Raw genomic sequence first — 15060 nt, forward strand, 5'->3', positions numbered from 1 at the left:
ATGGTGCTGCAAGCATCTCAAAAAAACGCAAGCTCCATTCGCAGGGCTGCCGTTATCGGCTCTGGTGTAATGGGGGCGGGCATCGCCGCCCATCTCGCGAATGCGGGTATACGCGTGCTGCTGCTGGATGTTGTTCCGAAGGCGCTGACCGTAGAGGAGGAGCGGAAGGGTCTCACTCTTGCGGATGGAAAGGTTCGCAATCGACTGGCAAGTGCAGCTATTGCGAGAATGGGCAAGGCGCAGCCTGCACAGCTTTATGATGCTGCATGGACGTCCAGAATTACGCCAGGAAATTTGACGGATCATTTGGCATCGCTTGGCGAGGTGGATTGGATTGTTGAAGCTGTTGTTGAACGGCTCGATATTAAGCGCGAGGTACTTGCCGTTATTGAAGCTGTCCGGAGGCCCGGCGCTATCGTATCGACGAACACGTCGGGACTGTCGGCAGCGGCGATGGTGGAAGAGAGAAGCGAGGAATTCAAGCGGCATTTTGGCGTGACGCATTTTTTCAACCCGCCGCGATATATGAAGCTTGTTGAGATCGTCCCTACTGCGGATACAGCTCCCGAGGTAGTTCAATTGCTCAAGGAAGTGTGCGAGAAGCGGCTCGGCAAGGGCGTTGTGCTCGCACGGGATACACCGAACTTTATTGCCAACCGGATCGGCACTTACGGCATGCTCGTCACGCTTGCGGACACTCTGGCTTATGGATTGACGGTGGAGGAAGCGGACGCGCTGACCGGCCCTGCAATGGGGAGGCCAAAGACAGCAACGCTTCGGATGCTCGATTTGGTTGGACTCGATACGCTGCTGCATGTGGTGGACAATGTGCGTGAGAGAAGTGTTGATCCGGTAGAGCAAGCAAGCTTTGCCAGACCGATGATTTTGGAGCAGCTTGTCGCACTGGGAAGATTGGGCGAAAAGTCAGGAGCCGGCTTCTATAGGAAGGTAAAGGGAAAAGGCGGCAGCGAGATTGAATCGCTCAGGCTGGATACGCTGGAGTACGGGCCGAAGCGGCCTGTGAACTCGCCGATCATCGATGCTTCCAAAAGAGCAAAGGGTGCAGCAACAAAAGTGAAAGCGCTGCTTCGTACGGATTCACAGCATCGTTACGCTAAATTTGCATGGTCAACGATCAAAAAAACGCTGCTCTATTCAGCCGCCCAAATCGGAGTCATTGCCGATTCTATTTCAGATATCGACCGCGCGATGCGCTGGGGCTTTAACTGGGAGCTTGGCCCGTTCGAGCTGTGGGATGCGATTGGGCTGCGAAAATCGGTGCAGCAAATGCAGAAGGAGGGAGATGCGATACCGGCTTGGGTGACCGCTTGGCTCGAAGCGGGGCATGAAAGCTTCTATAAGTCCGAGGGCAGTGAACGCGTCTACGCAGCAAGCGGCGCTTACAAGCTCGAGGAGGCGGAAGCGGATTCGATATCCTTAGCAGCATTAAAAGCTTCTGGCAAAAAGGTGCTTTCTAACGAGGGTGCCACCTTGATCGACATTGGCGATGATGTGGTGCTGCTGGAGTTTCATTCAGCCAACAACGCGATCGGTGGAGATATTTTGTCCGCAATTCAGCAAAGCGCGAAGGAGGTGTCGCAAAATTGGCGCGGGCTAGTGCTAGCGAATGAAGGGCGTAATTTTTGCGTCGGTGCAAACCTAATGCTGCTGCTAATGGAGGCGCAAAGCGGCGAATGGGATGAGGTAGAGGAAATTATTCGTTTCTTCCAAAGCAGCATGCTTGAGCTGAAGCGGTTGGATCGGCCAGTGGTTGCCGCACCGCATCGCATGACGCTGGGCGGCGGGGTGGAGGCCTGCTTGCCTGCTGACCAAATTATTTATTCCCCAGAGACGTATTTTGGACTTGTGGAAACAGGTGTGGGCCTTATTCCTGCTGGCGGGGGCTGTAAGGAAGCGGCTGCGATGGCGGCTGAACGGGCCTTTATCGGAAATGGCGGCAAGCCGGGCGGAGACCTGCAGCCGCATTTGAATGCGCTGTTCGAGACGATTGCGCTCGCGAAGGCATCCACAAGCGGCTATGACGTTAGACGATTAGGTCTGATGCGGCCGCAGGATCGCGTCATTATTAGGCAGGAGTCGCGGATTGCGGAAGCGAAGCGGGCGGTGCTTGCGCTGGACCGGGCCGGCTATTCACCGCCGGCAGAGGAGCGCATCCGCGTTGCCGGGAGAGAAGGCAGCGCGGTGCTGAAGGTAGCGGTGCAAGCGATGCGGCTAAGCGGTCATATTAGTGAGCATGACGCGCTCATCGCCGGCAAGCTCTCGCGGGTGCTCGCTGGCGGAGATATTCAGCCGGGCGCGGAGGTAAGTGAGCAATATTTGCTCGATTTGGAATGCGAAGCATTCCTCAGTTTATGCGGCGAGCGAAAGACGCAGGAGCGGATGAGCCATATGCTCGCCACCGGCAAGCCGCTGCGCAATTAGCACGTATAAGGAGGGGCGTAAAATGTCAGCAGCATCACCGTTTAAAGACCACGACCGCGATGCCGTTATCGTTGCTGCGGTGAGGACGGCGGTCGGTAAAGCAGCGAAAGGAAGCTTAGCGCAGACGCGGGCGGAGGATCTTGGCAGAGCCGTGCTGCGAGGTGCGCTTGCGAGAGTGCCGAGCTTATCGCCTGAGCTCATTGAGGATGTGATTATCGGCTGTGCGATGCCTGAGGGTGAGCAGGGTCTCAACATGGCCCGTACGATTTCGCTCTATTCGGGACTGCCGGTGACGACGCCAGCCGTTACGATTAACCGCTTTTGCGCTTCTGGCTTGCAAGCCATTGCGTATGCAGCGGAGCGTATTCGGCTTGGGGATGCCGATATTATTGCGGCAGGCGGCGTTGAAAGCATGAGTCACGTACCGATGACCGGCTTCAGGCTGTCGCCGCATCCTGCCATTGTGGATACGCTGCCTGAGGTTTATATGGGAATGGGACATACGGCGGAGGAGGTCGCTCGGCGCTACGGCGTAACGCGCGAGGCGCAGGATGCCTTCGCAGTGTCGAGCCACCGCAAGGCGGCTGCCGCCATAGAAGCGGGCCGCTTCCAAGTGGAAATCGTGCCGATAACGGCCAGTCAGTCGGGTGTAAATGATGCTGGTCGCCCTTGGTCAAATGTGTTGTTATTTGATACCGATGAAGGCGTCCGTCCGGAAACCTCAGTTCAGGGACTGGCTGCGCTCAAGCCGTCCTTCGCGCGCGAGGGGACGGTGACGGCTGGAAATACCTCTCAAATGAGCGATGGAGCAGCGGCAGTTATTGTCATGAGTCGAGCGCGTGCCGCAGAGCTGGGCTTGCGTCCGCTCGCCGTATTCCGCAGCTACAGCGTGGCGGGCGTGGCGCCGGAGGTCATGGGCATTGGACCGATTGAGGCGGTGCCGAGGGTGCTGCGCAAAGCAGGAATTACGCTGGAGCAGGTTGATCTTTTTGAGCTGAATGAAGCGTTCGCTGCTCAGTGTGTACCGATTATTAATGAGCTTGGCATCGATCCTGAGCGGGTCAATGTGAACGGCGGCGCGATCGCGCTTGGCCATCCGCTTGGTTGTACGGGCACGAAGCTGACCGTGTCGCTTATTCATGAGCTGGGGCGTAGAGGAGGCGGGATCGGAGTAGTTACGATGTGTGTTGGCGGAGGGATGGGCGCAGCGGGCGTTATTGAGGTGTATGGGAACTAACCTTGCGCAGAGCTGCATGGCATGAATGAATTAGGTAGAAACAATTAATGATCTCAATAATTAATGACTGAAGGGAGACCTGCGGCATGACGGAAACGATACGGTTTGGCGGTAGATTTGTCGTAGAGGACAGTGTACCGGAATCGGTCGTGACACCTGAGGATTTTACGGAAGAGCAGCGGATGATGGCAGAAGCAGCACAGCAGTTTTTGGAAGCCGAAATTATACCGCGCGATGCGGAGCTAGAAGCGCTCAACTATGATTTGACCGTGGAGCTTATGCGCAAGGCAGGCGAGCTTGGCCTCCTTGGAGCAGATGTGCCTGAGGCATACGGCGGCCTAGGACTTGATAAGGTAAGCACGACGCTGCTGGCGGAAACGCTGTCGCGCGCTTCGTCGTTCGCTCTTTCGGTAGGCGCTCATACTGGCATTGGTACGCTGCCTATCGTGTTCTTTGGCACCCCCGCGCAAAAGAAAGCCTACCTTCCAGCGCTGGCGACGGGAGAACGAATTGCAGCGTACTGCCTGACAGAACCAGCTTCTGGCTCGGATGCCTTAGGGGCCAAAACAACAGCAAGACTGTCACAAGATGGCAAGCATTATGTGCTGAATGGATCAAAGCTGTATATTACGAACGCTGGTTTTGCCGATCTATTTATCGTTTATGCGAAGGTGGACGGTGAATATTTTACTGCTTTTATCGTTGAGAAAGGGATGGCTGGGTTCAGTATTGGGCCGGAGGAGCATAAGATGGGCATCAAGGGTTCTTCCACACGCCCTTTGTTTTTCGAGGATGTTTCGGTACCGATCGAAAATGTGCTGGGGGAGGTTGGCAAAGGGCACCATATCGCCTTTAACATTTTGAACATTGGACGCTTCAAGCTTGGAGCAGCCTGTCTCGGCTCCTCGAAGGAAACGATTGAGCTGTCATCCGCCTATGCCAATACACGCAAGCAGTTCGGGCGGGCGATTTCCTCCTATCCGCTCATTGGAGCGAAGCTCGCAGACATGAATATTCGCACTTATGTGCTGGAGAGCATGGTGTATCGGACGGCTGGCTGGATCGATGCGATGCTGCGGACAGCGGAGGTCGAGGGAGCAGCGGCGGATGATGGGATGAAGATGGCAAAAGCGATTGGGGAGTATGCGATAGAGTGCTCAATCGTCAAGGTATTTGCATCGGAAGCACTTGATTTTGTAGCGGATGAGGGGGTGCAGATTCACGGCGGCTACGGCTATATTCGGGACTACAAAGTCGAGAGGATATATCGGGATTCGCGTATTAACCGGATTTTTGAAGGAACGAATGAGATCAATCGGATGCTTATTCCAGGCACGCTGATGAAAAAAGCTTTGAAGGGCGAGCTGCCGCTGCTGCGCAAGGTTCGTTCTTTGCAAGCCGAGCTGCTCCAGCCGATGCCGCTTCCCCCTTTCCAGAAGCAGCTCAGCAAGGAAGCGTACCGCGTTGCACAGGCCAAAAAAATCTTCTTAGCCATCGGCGGGCTTGCCGTCCAGAAGCTCGGGCTGCGGCTGGAGCAGGAGCAGGAGGTGCTTTGCTCGCTGGCTGATCTCATGATCGAAATATTTGCAATGGAGAGCGTGCTGCTGCGCACGCAGAAGATCTGGAAGGCGAGCGGTGGCGAGGCCTCGGAGAAGACGGAGAATGTCATCGCAATGACAACGGTATTTGTGCAGGAAGCAATGGAGAGAGTCGAGTCGCTGGCTAAGCTTGCACTTACTGCACTGGAGCAGGGAGATGGACTGCAAATGCAGCTTTCTATTCTAAAAAAGCTGATGCGCGCACCGCTTTCAGATACGGTTGCTTTGAAGCGAAGTATTGCCGCTCGTGTTATTCGAAGTGAGCATTATGTCGTGTGAAGGGGGAGAGCATGAATGGAACCGCTCGGTCCGCAAGACCCGATTGCGCCCAAACAGTCGTCTGCCGAAGCCGAAGAGCTCGCACGTCCATGGCTTCGTCATTACCCGGAGGAGATTTCTCCTTCGCAGAGCTATCCCGATCAGAGTATCGTCGAATTTTTAGTCCATGCAGTGCAGAGCTATCCTAACCATACGGCCGTTCATTTTCTTGGCAAAACGCTAACCTACCGCAAGTTGTATGACGATGCGCTGCGGCTTGCCTCTAGTTTATGGAATCTTGGCATTGCCAAAGGGGATCGTGTGGCGATTATGCTGCCGAACTGCCCGCAGGCGGTTGTCACTTATTATGGCGTGCTCCTTGCAGGGGGCATTGTTGTACAGACAAATCCACTATATGTGGAGCGTGAGCTGGAGCATCAACTTAAGGATAGTGGAGCTGTAGCCATCATTACGGTCGATTTGCTGTATGCCCGTCTATCTCGAGTCCGCGGTGAGCAGCCCGAGGAAGGTCCGCTCCCGAAGCTGCGTCATGCGATTATCACATCCGTAAAAGATGGATTGCCGTTTCCAAAAAACCTGCTCTATCCGCTTAAGCAGCGCAAGGAAGGGTTTCGAGCCGACATCCCTTATGGCAGCCATGGCGTAATCGGCTATAAAAAGCTGCTGGCAACGAAGCATCCATCCGCGCAGCTGCCAGCGCATGCCAAAGGAGAAGAGCTGGCTGCGCTGCAATATACGGGAGGTACGACCGGAACACCTAAGGGCGTCATGCTGACGCATCGGAACCTTGTGGCCAATACGATGCAAATCTCTGCTTGGTGCTATAAGGCGGAGGATGGGAAGGAGCGCTTCCTCGCTGCGCTGCCTTTGTTTCATGTGTTTGGATTAACGGTATTAATGAATATGTCGGTTCTGAAATCAGGAACGTTAATTCTTCTTCCCCGCTTCGAAGTGGAGACGGTGCTCAAAACAATCAGTCAGCAGAAGCCGACGATTTTTCCAGGGGCACCGACGATGTACGTTGCGCTCATTCATCATAAGGCTGCTGCGAAAACAGACCTATCTTCAATTAATGTATGTATAAGCGGCTCCGCTGCGCTGCCGCTTGAGGTGCAGGAGAGGTTCGAAGCGTTGACTGGCGGCAGACTCATTGAAGGCTACGGCTTGTCAGAGGCTTCACCTGTCACACATGCGAATCCCATATGGGGGAAGCGCAAAATCGGAACGATCGGCGTCCCAATTCAAGATACGGAAGCTGCTGTTATTGATTCGGAAACCGGGGAGAGGCTCGGGATAGGCGAGCTGGGCGAGCTTATCGTTCGCGGGCCTCAGGTCATGAAGGGATATTGGAATAAGCCAGTGGAGACCGAGCAGGTGCTTCGTGATGGATGGTTGTATACAGGCGATCTTGCGATGATGGATGAAGAGGGTTATTTTACAATTATGGATCGGATTAAGGATGTTATTATTGCAGGTGGCTTTAATATCTATCCGCGTGAGGTAGAAGAGGTGCTATTCGAGCATCCAGCAGTACGCGAAGCAGCGGTTGTGGGTGTAAAGGATGAATACCGCGGCGAGACGGTAAAGGCTTTTATCGTATTCAGGGAGGGCTGGCAGGTATCGAGCAATCAACTGGACAACTGGTGCCGAGAACGGCTTGCTGCTTATAAAGTACCACGTCACTATGCTTTTAGGGAAACGCTTCCAAAAACGATGGTCGGCAAGGTGCTTCGTCGAAAACTGCAGGAGGAAGAGGCAGAAGCGGCGGAGAAGCGGGGGGCAGAGAGCCAGGGAGAAGGAGAGTGACCGTGAGCGGCAAGGAAGAGGAGTGGTTTGTTCAACAGGCAGATCAGGCGGGGCACTTGATTAGACTTGCCGAGCGCGCACAAGCTACCTTCTGGGGCGTGCTCGGCTGTGAGGTGGTGCAGGCAAATGCGAGTAAAGCGACGATTTGTTTGGATGCCTCGGATCGGCATTTGAATCTGCTGGGCATCGTGCACGGGGGTGTGCTTATGTCGCTGCTCGATAATGCGATGGGGCTCGTCGTTATGCTCGCGGCACCGGAAGAGCGTACCGTAACAGCGAATTTGAACACGCAGTTTCTCTCCAGCAGCAAGGGAGGTGTGCTGCTATGCGAGGCGGAGCTTGTACATCGAACAGCGCGGACCCTTACGCTGCAAGCACAAATTAAAGACGACTCTGGCAAGCTTCTAGGTTTAGGCAGCGGAGCATATCGTATTATTTAAAATATAGGAAAGTATAAGTTTCACACTTATACTCTGCCTATATTTCTGGAATGAAACGCACTGGCGCCGCCAAAGGACAGCGATAGCCGTTTCACCTTGAGCGAAAGCAGCGCTCATTTGCTTGCATGTTATAGATTGGATATAATAATGGATAATAAATGGAAAGTTTGATGCTTTGGAGATTTATTAATATTTGACGGTTTTATGCCGATAAATGTAATAAGAGAAGGGAGGCGAGGACATGGTGCAAGTGCCGGGATGGGTAACGACATTAGTTTTAGGGTTTGGTATCGTAGTTGCGGTTATTGGCGTGATTGCCTATTTAAGAATGTTTCGTAAAGACAGGCTATCTTCACACTCTCATCAAGCAGCCGATGTCTCGCCTCCAAACGTGATTACTCCAGTAAAGCCAACGGATAGCGGACATATAAAAGAAGCAAAACCCGAACAAGCTATGCCGCGAGATTAATAATTGTTCACTTTCTTATTCCATATCGAAATGTTATAATAGTAAGAAAAATGCGAACATTGTGACTCATTGGCCATGGAGTTACCTGCACCGAATGGGGGTTCTTGCGGTGTAATTACCGCATGCGGTCTCGTATAATACTGTTTAGGACGACCATCCAACGTAAAGGGAGGGAGATTTCATGGCGAAGCATAGCCAGAATGAAGTCAAGGAAAGCCTGAAAGAACTCACGAGAATTTTTCAACCCAAGGACCCGCGTAAGTTTGTTAAAGAGTATATTCGCAAGTATCGGATTACCGGTGGCTACGAGGATGAATTGACGACTTTGGTAGAAAATGAATTAGGCAGGATTAACTCTTCGGTCAGTTAAACTCATCATGTGAAATATGGCTTTGTAAACTGTCTTCGGCAGGATGCAAAGTCTTTTTGTTTTTTAGTAACAAATGTTGCCGAGGCTATTGCTCTCCACTAAAACATTACTAAGCAGCATCGCTTCACGCCGTATCACCCAACTAACTCCTCCCAACTCCCCTAACCTCCGCATGCAGGCTATCCTGCACATTTGCAGTAACTTCGCACTTTTCAGCCTCTCCGAGCTGCCTATCCTGCACATATGCATTAGAATAGGCAGGTTTCAGCTAAATTAGCTCCAATGGGGGGTGTCTATAGTGCGCGCGTATAATATAGACACATGGGAGCTAGAAAAACCAGCTTCTATCCTGCGAGAGTGCAGGATAGCGCCATAGTTGAGTTAGTTGGAGATAACGGCGGAAGGTTAGTCTAGGATAGTCGTAAATTCACTCCGAGCACGAGCCTCGCTTCCTCCGCACGCAGGCTATCCTGCACATTTGCAGTAACTTCGCGCTTTTCAGCCTCTCCGAGCTGCCTATCCTGCACATATGCATTAGAATAGGCAGGTTTCAGCTAAATTAGCTCCAATGGAGGCGTCTATAGTGCTGGCGTACAACATAGATACATGGGAGCTCGAAAAACCAGCTTCTATCCTGCGAGAGTGCAGGATAGCAACGGAGTGTTGATAGTTGGAGGCTGGAGGTATGTTGGTTGTATGATGGATGGATGTTGGATGTAGATATGTAAATGGGTTGTGAGTTAACATAGCGCGCGAACCGATGTATTATCGACGCTGTGCAGCACTACCACACTCAAGATCACGCAATCTCTACCCATAACTTCCACACGGCAACCTATCTTGCACATCTGCAGTAACTTTGCGCATTTGAGTAACCTAGAGGTGGCTATCCTGCACATATGCATTAGAATAGGCAGGTTTCAGCTAAATTAGCTCCAATGGGGGGTGTCTATAGTGCGCGCGTATAATATAGACACATGGGAGCTAGAAAAACCAGCTTCTATCCTGCGAGAGTGCAGGATAGCGCCATAGTTGAGTTAGTTGGAGATAACGGCGGAAGGTTAGTCTAGGATAGTCGTAAATTCACTCCGAGCACGAGCCTCGCTTCCTCCGCACGCAGGCTATCCTGCACATTTGCAGTAACTTCGCGCTTTTCAGCCTCTCCGAGCTGCCTATCCTGCACATATGCATTAGAATAGGCAGGTTTCAGCTAAATTAGCCCCAATAGGGGCGTCTATAATGCGGGCGTACAACATAGTCACCCGAGAGGGCATTAAATCAGCCGCTATCCTGCATGAGTGCAGGATAGCAACGGAGTGTTGTTAGTTGGAGGCTGGAGGTATGTTGCATGTAGAGTGTATGCAGGTCAGAGGTATGTTGAATGTATATAGGATGTACGTTGGATGTATATATGTAAATGGGTTGTAAGTTAACATAGCGCGCGAACCGATGCATTGTCGTTGCTGTGCAGCTCCACCTCGAATATGAATTAGTTTATAAATTCGCCATATTGAATCGGTATTTGTCTCCTTTTTCTCGAATAGGTTATACATAGACAAATCCACTCGTTGTCGTAGGAACAGTGCGCTTACGAAGTGGATTTTGCTATCGCAAAACCTAGGTCGATGCTTACGAAGCGGATTTTGCTTACGCAAAACTTTAAGGAGGTTCGAACAAATGGCAGTGGAGTTGAAAACAAAGGAACATATTCGTGGAATTCGCAAGGCTGGGCGTATCGTCGCTGCCTGTCACAAGGCTCTCTCCAAACGCATAGCGCCGGGTGTTACGACACAGGAAATCGATCGGTTCGTTGAACGCTTTATGCTTGATCGCGGGGCAATCCCAGCTCAGAAAGGCTATAAGGGCTATCCATTTGCAACTTGTGCCTCTGTGAATGAGGTCGTCTGTCACGGATTTCCTGATTCCGAGCCGCTTGAAGCGGGCGATATCGTAACGATCGATATGGTGGCTGATGTAGATGGGTGGAAAGCAGACTCTGCATGGACATACGCGATTGGCAGGACGAATAATGCTGTGGAAAAGCTGCTGCTAACAGCAGAACAAGCTCTTGTTGATGGCATTAAGCAGGCGGTACTCGGCAATCGGTTAGGCGACATAGGATATGCGGTGCAGACGCGAGCAGAGAGGGCTGGTTTTGAGGTTGTTACTGCTTTTGCCGGACACGGAAACGGCAAAAGCGTGCATGAGTTTCCTGAGGTTCTGCACAGCGGAATACGCGGTCAAGGGATGAAGCTGGAGGAAGGTATGGTTATTACAATCGAACCGATTCTTACGGCTGGGAAAGCGGATGTATACATTACAACAGACGGATGGACGGCACGTACAAGGGACGGAGCATGGGCAGCACAATTCGAGCATACGGTGGCCATTACGAAGGCAGGACCTATTATTTTAACGCGCTGGGAATAAGATTGGTGTAAGTACTTTAACCATGACAAAAAAAGCCGAGCGTTTGCAGTATAGTTTTGCTGCTGTTCGGCTTTTCTAATAAAGCTCTTAAAGCAGGGCTTCCAGCGGGATTTGGCAAAGAACATAATGTCTTGTCCACATACGAGTCGTTGGGATAACTGCTTTTCCTTCTTTTTCAAAAATAAAGCCAGCGCCCATTTGCTCCTTAAACTCCCAGCCTTTATCCGTCATTAATTTTTTGAGACTATCGTTCACTGCTGCCCCTTGTTCCCTCTGCATGATGTACCACGCGTTGCCCCCTTCTTCGGTTATTTTCACCATAGCTTCGGATGATTGATTAATCATAGCGATCACTTCACGTTTGCTAACAGAATCGATTGGCAGATCGGGATAGTAGCTTTTGCTCGATACAAATATGCCAATTAGGATTGCTGCGATTAGGATTGTTATGCTGGAGCATACTATAATCAAGCTTTTTTTCAACGATCCGACCTCCTTAAAGTAACTCGCTCTGCAAACCTAATTCGCGTAAAAGTAAATCCTCTTTCGCATAATTAAAGGCTTCACTTGGTTGATGAGCAAGCTCCCACTTTATCGTTGATATTAATCCGTCCCTAAAGGAAATAGGTGCGATATAGCCGAGCTCCTCGCGAATGAGGCTGGAATCAATAGCAAGCTGTTGTTCCATGTTGAAGGGGACAGTCATATCTTCCGGCAGACGTCCAGCAGGGGCGAGCATGATTTGTCCGTTCCAATTAAGAATGCTCTTGATTTCTAGAACGAAATCAAGCATGGAGGGAGACTGCGGTTCACCCACATTATAAATACGGCCAGCAGACCGCTCCTTGGTAATCGCCAATGCGATGGCGTGGGCTGCATTTTCAACATAGCTATGAGTCCAATGCCAGTTCGAAAAAGCTTCATCCATCAAAATATACGGCCGATGATCGTTCATATGCCCTAATTTGAGATATTTAAATAATCTATGCTGCTCGTCATTTGGGCCGTAAATCGCTGGTAGACGCAAAATCGTACCTTTAATGTAGGGATTGTTCATTACAATATTCTCAACGAGTATTTTGTCATACTTGTTGCACCAATCGTCAGGATCTTTCGAGCTGTCTTGATAGGGGAAACGATTTACACGCAAAGCTGAAGCTTCAGTAATAGGGGTAGGCTCTAACGAGCCGGCGTCGGCTTTTCTTACTATCCCGTAAGCGCGATACACATCTTGGCTGCTGATCGTAAGCAATCGGTCAGTGATCCCTTTAAACGTGTTGATTACGACTTGAGTATCTGCTTCAGTTGAAGCAATCATATCTACAACCATATCTGGTGCCAGCTTCTTGAAATCATCCTTAAACCGCTCCAGCTGCATTTTCTCGCCATAGATATGTCTCACATTTGCAGGAAAATCACAATTTGTCTTGCCGCGATGGAATAAGGTTATTTCATGGCTGCCCATCCTATTAAGCTGCCTAATTACGTTTGGACCAATAAATGCAGTTCCTCCGATAATTAAAATGTTCAATTGCGGTTCACCAGCCTCTCCAACTCCATTCAGCTCTCCTTTACATAATTATACAGGAGAGCCCCCTGCGTCTCTACCCCAGCTTCATTTTGCGATAATCGGAAGGTGTGACGCCAAAGCTTTTTTTGAACATACGGTGGAAGTAAGAGCTGCTCGTATATCCGCTTTTTACGGCGATATCGACGACTGAGCATTCGGTGCTCTCCAAATAGTGTTTGGCCATCTCCAGACGCACCTGATTAATGACATCAACAATGGTCGTCATCGTCTGCTGCTTGTAGATTCTGCTTAAATAAATGGAAGACATGTCTAATTCATCAGCAATCCAGTTCAGGCTGAGATTCGGGTTTGCGTATTCTTGATGAATGAAATCGTTAATTTTGCGAATTAAATCGCCCTGCTTCGTCGAGCGCTTGGCGGACAGCTTCATCTGAATGTCATCGAACAATGCGAAAAATACGGCATTCAGCTCTTCAATGGTTTCGAAATAATCTGGCGTCGGGATATGGATGCTTAGGCTTGCCTCGACGTCCAGGCTGTTATTTTTGTGAATCGTAAATAATATGTTGTTCACTGTCATCGTGAGATGCGAGATGGCGAGCTGCACGACATGGATCGGATATTCGGCAGTCTCCTGGACGATTTCTGCGAATAGCTTCTTCGCTTCCTCGGTCTTGGAGGTCATTAATGCATCGGTTAGCTTGCGCTCCTTATCGACAGGGAAGATGTACTCCTTGGATTTGAAGGACATAATGTCCTGAGCATCAATTAAGGAGCCAAGTCCATAGAATAAGCGATGCTGCGACGCTTCCTTCACCAGCTTGTAAAGGCCTGATAGCTGGTCTGGGCGAATAGCTTCAGGGCTGTAGGTAACGGAAAGGCCGATTTTCAAATATTCGAGAGAGGCTTGTTGGATTTGTGCAAGCATCGCCCGCAAAAGCTCAGCATCGGACTCTTCATTGGTATCAAGTCGATTAAGCAGCATAATGACATAGTCAGCGTCCATATCAACCGTTTCCACGTGATAATGCTTTAAGCCAATTTCCCAGCCGATATTCATAACGGCAAATTTATACACATGAAGATCATCGCCGCGGGTTTCCTTCAGGGCGGCTAGCTGATCTATTTTGAGCATAATCACGCGGTATCTCTTATGAAAATCAAAGGTTATTCCACTTTGCTGCAGCTTTTGCAGCTGGGCACTCGTTTGCAGCGATTGTGAGCCTTGAATAAGGCTGCGCAGCAAATTTTGCCTAATGGTATAGGAGCTGTTGCGTTTTTCCGTCTCGAGTATGTTCATTTTGTTCATAATCTGATGGATAGGGCGGTACAGCATACGAGACACAAGCCATGAGATAAGCAAGCCGATGGCTAGAATAACGGCCGCAATTAGAATCGTATTGTTAAGGATGGAATAGATGGCCTTCGTCACTTGCTTGTATGGTGTAATGCGTACGTATTGCCATTCGAGCGAATCCGGCGCGGTATAGGAGATGAGAGACTCTTTCCCCTCAAAATCTGCAACTAAATACCCGGACTCTTTGTTTTTGATTACATTATTAAGCAAGGAGTTATCCTTGTCGCTTAGTTTTTTTGGCATGAGTGAATCTCCGGAGAGCAGACGATTCTGATTGTCTAGAATATAAGAAACGCCCCTGGTTTCACTTTTTGCAGCAGCGATATCCTTGTTGATCCAATCGGAAGAAATATTAATGATAACGGCAGAATTAATTTTTTGTGATTTGCCTATAGCATCATAGCCTAAATAGGTATACGCCTTAGTTAGCTGTTCTCCAGCTAAGCTGACGGTTGTATAGGTTCTCGGAATCGGAGTGAATGGACGGTATTGCTGGAAGTTGTCCAATATATCCAAAATTTCCTTATCCGCTAGATCTGCTCTGCTGAACGTGCCAGCTTCGCCCTGGCGGCTGGCCGTGTAGAACTGATTGTTTGCTGAATTGTAAACATATATAGATTCGATGAATGGCATCGAGTTCAGATAGTTGTTCAATTCATTCATTGCAGCCATCACATCGTAAATATTTGGCTCGGTATAGAACATAAGTCTAGAGACGCTAAACGTTCGGTAGATTTGAAAGGATAAAGATTGTGCGCTCTCGGTCATGCTGATGACCTCTTTGCTCGTTTGGGTTAAATTGCTGAGATCGTATTGATAAGCCTTCTTCAAATCAATTTGCATGTAATTGAAGAAATAGAACAAGGACGAAACCAAAAGAGTGAGCACGATACTCAAGGTGATCGTGAACAGCAGCTTACTGTATAATTTTCCGTTGATTTTCACTGCTGGCATGACTAATCCCCCTCTATTTATATGAATAAAGTTAATAGAATGCTGTTCACCATACAGACGATACGCATTCTCCATCCAATAATAAGGCCTCTCGAGTTGCCCCTTTGTTTTCGTCTAATAAGTTGGAATATTTCACTCGATGAGCTT

At 50.0% G+C, this 15060-nt stretch carries 11 protein-coding genes; 8 read left to right on the forward strand and 3 right to left on the reverse strand.

Features of this window, described 5'->3' with window-relative positions; translation table 11 throughout:
• From MHI37_RS02465 to map, 8 genes are all read left to right on the forward strand, one after another.
• The gene (locus MHI37_RS02465) at positions 1-2442 is read left to right on the forward strand and encodes a 3-hydroxyacyl-CoA dehydrogenase/enoyl-CoA hydratase family protein (RefSeq protein ID WP_076337083.1); all 2442 of its coding nucleotides are present in this window, start codon (positions 1-3) and stop codon (positions 2440-2442) included.
• A 22-nt stretch (positions 2443-2464) separates the two neighbouring features.
• Positions 2465-3679 (forward strand): acetyl-CoA C-acyltransferase, encoded by a 1215-nt coding sequence (locus MHI37_RS02470; protein WP_076337084.1) that lies wholly within the window; start codon positions 2465-2467, stop codon positions 3677-3679.
• An 86-nt stretch (positions 3680-3765) separates the two neighbouring features.
• Entirely contained in the window at positions 3766-5556 is a 1791-nt protein-coding gene (locus MHI37_RS02475; protein WP_076337085.1) for an acyl-CoA dehydrogenase family protein, read from the forward strand.
• Positions 5557-5571: 15 nt separating this feature from the next.
• The gene (locus tag MHI37_RS02480; protein WP_076337086.1) at positions 5572-7362 is read left to right on the forward strand and encodes a long-chain fatty acid--CoA ligase; all 1791 of its coding nucleotides are present in this window, start codon (positions 5572-5574) and stop codon (positions 7360-7362) included.
• Between the two features lie 2 nt (positions 7363-7364).
• Positions 7365-7802, forward strand: a complete 438-nt coding sequence (locus MHI37_RS02485; RefSeq protein ID WP_256710531.1) for a PaaI family thioesterase — start codon at positions 7365-7367, stop codon at positions 7800-7802.
• Positions 7803-8043: 241 nt separating this feature from the next.
• Complete coding sequence (locus MHI37_RS02490; protein WP_076337087.1) at positions 8044-8271, forward strand: hypothetical protein; 228 nt, start codon at positions 8044-8046, stop codon at positions 8269-8271.
• A gap of 181 nt (positions 8272-8452) precedes the next feature.
• Positions 8453-8641 (forward strand): hypothetical protein, encoded by a 189-nt coding sequence (locus MHI37_RS02495; RefSeq protein ID WP_054026245.1) that lies wholly within the window; start codon positions 8453-8455, stop codon positions 8639-8641.
• 1677 nt (positions 8642-10318) lie between these two features.
• Positions 10319-11071, forward strand: coding sequence for a type I methionyl aminopeptidase (map, locus tag MHI37_RS02500; RefSeq protein WP_076338666.1), 753 nt, complete (start codon positions 10319-10321; stop codon positions 11069-11071).
• An 87-nt stretch (positions 11072-11158) separates the two neighbouring features.
• On the opposite strand, the gene MHI37_RS02505 is transcribed toward map, so the two are convergent.
• From MHI37_RS02505 to MHI37_RS02515, 3 genes are all read right to left on the reverse strand, one after another.
• Positions 11159-11554, reverse strand: coding sequence for a hypothetical protein (locus tag MHI37_RS02505; RefSeq protein WP_076338667.1), 396 nt, complete (start codon positions 11552-11554; stop codon positions 11159-11161).
• Positions 11555-11567: 13 nt separating this feature from the next.
• On the reverse strand, positions 11568-12602 hold the full coding sequence (locus MHI37_RS02510; protein WP_076338668.1) for an NAD-dependent epimerase/dehydratase family protein: 1035 nt from the start codon (positions 12600-12602) through the stop codon (positions 11568-11570).
• Between the two features lie 73 nt (positions 12603-12675).
• On the reverse strand, positions 12676-14913 hold the full coding sequence (locus MHI37_RS02515; RefSeq protein WP_076338669.1) for a helix-turn-helix domain-containing protein: 2238 nt from the start codon (positions 14911-14913) through the stop codon (positions 12676-12678).
• Positions 14914-15060: the final 147 nt, after the last annotated feature.

It is taken from the genome of Paenibacillus sp. FSL H8-0548 (assembly GCF_038630985.1).
Taxonomy (GTDB): Bacteria; Bacillota; Bacilli; order Paenibacillales; family Paenibacillaceae; genus Pristimantibacillus.